Genomic DNA, 2,187 nt, shown 5'->3' with positions numbered 1-2,187 from the left:
GGGCAGCTCCGGGGGGGGCGGCTCCGACGGGAGACTTCTCGTCAACGGGCTCGAAGTTGATTTCGCTGTCGTTGCTTTCGTCGCCTTCGCTGGCCACGGCGGGCCGGTCGGTCGGCAGGTTCAGGAGGCCGATCGCCCCGGCGCCGACGCACCCCAATACGAACGCCGCGGCGAGCACCAGCGGCTTCCTGGGGCTGACCGGCTTGAGCACGAACGTGGGAGGCTGCACGACGTTGACGTTGGTGATCCGCTCCGCCGCGATGTCCCGGTCCAGCCGGGCCTGCTCGAGTCGCTCCGAATATTCCGTGTACTTCGCTGCCAGCAGGGCGACCTCGCCCTGGAGGCGGTTCACCTCCGCCTCGCGGCCGTTCAGGGTGCGAAGGTCGGCCTGCAGCCCTTCGAGTTGGGAGCGAAGCGTCTGGAGCCGCCGGTCCAGCGCCTCCCGGTCGACGCGACGCTCCAGCGAGCGGAGGTGCAGCCCTTGGAAGGTGGGGTCGGTGGAGACCGCCTCCGGATCGCCGGGGGCGTTCGACCCGCTCAGCAAAGACTTGGCGCCGACCAGGCGGTCGCGAACCGCGATCACCTCCGGGTGCTGCTCCGTAAACCGAGTGAGCAGCTCCTGCTCCCGCAGTTCCAGTCCCTGGACCTGCTTGCGGAGGGCGTCGGCCGCGTCGTCCGGGGAGCCGCTGGCGACCCCCGCCACGCCGGTCCCGGAGGAGTCCTCCCGGTTCAGCACGTCTTCCAGGGCGCTTCGGAGGGCGTCCCGCGCGGCGATCTCGGCGTCCCGTTCCACCTCGGCCAGCAGAACCCGGTCCTCGATCTGCTCGATCTGGTGTTGCAGACTGGCGCGGCGTCCGTCGACGGTGGCGGCGCCGATCGTGTCCTTCGCCTCCCGGAGCAGGTCGGCGGAGCGTTCGTACCGCCGTCGCAACTCCGCGACTTGGGTCTCGAAGAACTCGTACGACCCGTTCGTGCGGTACATCTCGAGATAGACGCTTTGGAAGCTGTCGAGAAATGCCTTCAGCAGCGTGCGGGCCAGTTCGGGGGAATCGGCGACGCAGCTCACCTCGATGACGGAGGAGTCCTCGCTGCTGTCCACCTGGAAGGACTTCGACAGCGCCCGCACCGCCTCTTCGCGGAGGGCGATGCGATCGAGTTCCGGGTCGTCTTCGCCGTCGCCGCCGGACCCTCCGGTCGCCATCGACAACACGCCCATCACCGGATCGAGGGGGGACCAGCCGCCCTGCTCCAAGACGACTTCCGGGCCGACTCGCTCGGCGGTCCGTTCGAAGACCTCGCGGGTGGCGATGACGTCCAGAACCGAGTTCATCTCCGTCTTGCGTGAGTCGTTCAGCGAGACGACCCCGGCGGTGGTGACGGTGGGGTCTAGGCCGACCGTCTCCCGGCCGACGCGGACGAACAGTTTGGCGTCCGACCCGTATTCCCGCGGGGCGAAATAGAGCCCGACCAGGGCGATCCCGATCGCCGCTACGAAGAACCCCAGCATCCGCTTCCAACAGCGACGGACGGCCAGAATGACCAGTCGCAGCGGCCGGATCGGGTCGAACGGAGCGCCGATTTCGGGCGGCGGTATCTGCATAGGCGGCGGCGGGGGGAGCGGCAGTCGCGGCGGGAAGTGAGCACGGGCCGCCGTCGAAGCGTCAGACAGGCGTCATTCATCAGCATACAACCCGGCTCGGGGGTTGGGTTCGGATCGATAGTGAATTTAGGGGAAGTGGGCGACGGGGGGGCGTTTGCGCAGGTACGTTGCTTACGGGAACGCTGCGGGCGGCTGGAGCCGGCTCGCATCCGCGGTCCGATCTGCCCCGCGACCCGGCCCCCCGCTCGATCTCGTTCTCCTTGCGCGTGGATTCCGTTTGTCGTCGGCTTCTCGCCCGCCCGCCGAATTTCGCGGGTCCGCGACGCTCGCCCGCAATCCCGCTCGACCGCGATCCGCCGCGGCGGATCCGCGGGGACGGTCCTGGTCCGTGCCGGAGCCGACGACGATGCTGCTGACCGCGGCGTCGTTGCTGATGGTCTTTACTTTTACGCTTGATAAGAGCCTCGCCCCGGTCAAGCCGGTCGACTGGATCGCGCTTCTGAAGATGGTGATTCGGGCGGCGGCGGGGGTCGGGGCCCTGTGGCTGATCGCCGCCGCCGGCCCGCGGCGGCGGCGATCAGCCACAG

The 2,187-nt window shown here is 69.0% G+C and carries 2 protein-coding genes; one reads left to right on the top strand and one right to left on the bottom strand.

Annotation, left to right across the window (positions count from 1 at the left end):
• A partial coding sequence (locus LzC2_RS21210; RefSeq protein WP_171190015.1) for a GumC family protein occupies positions 1-1,600 on the bottom strand: 1,600 nt, incomplete at its 3' end.
• Positions 1,601-2,006: 406 nt separating this feature from the next.
• Between LzC2_RS21210 and LzC2_RS21205 the strand changes: the two genes are divergently transcribed.
• A partial coding sequence (locus tag LzC2_RS21205) for a hypothetical protein (RefSeq protein WP_171190014.1) occupies positions 2,007-2,187 on the top strand: 181 nt, incomplete at its 3' end.

Origin of the sequence: Alienimonas chondri, assembly GCF_013036045.1 — a bacterium.
GTDB lineage: Bacteria > Planctomycetota > Planctomycetia > Planctomycetales > Planctomycetaceae > Alienimonas > Alienimonas chondri.
This window is presented reverse-complemented; position numbering and strand designations above follow the sequence as displayed.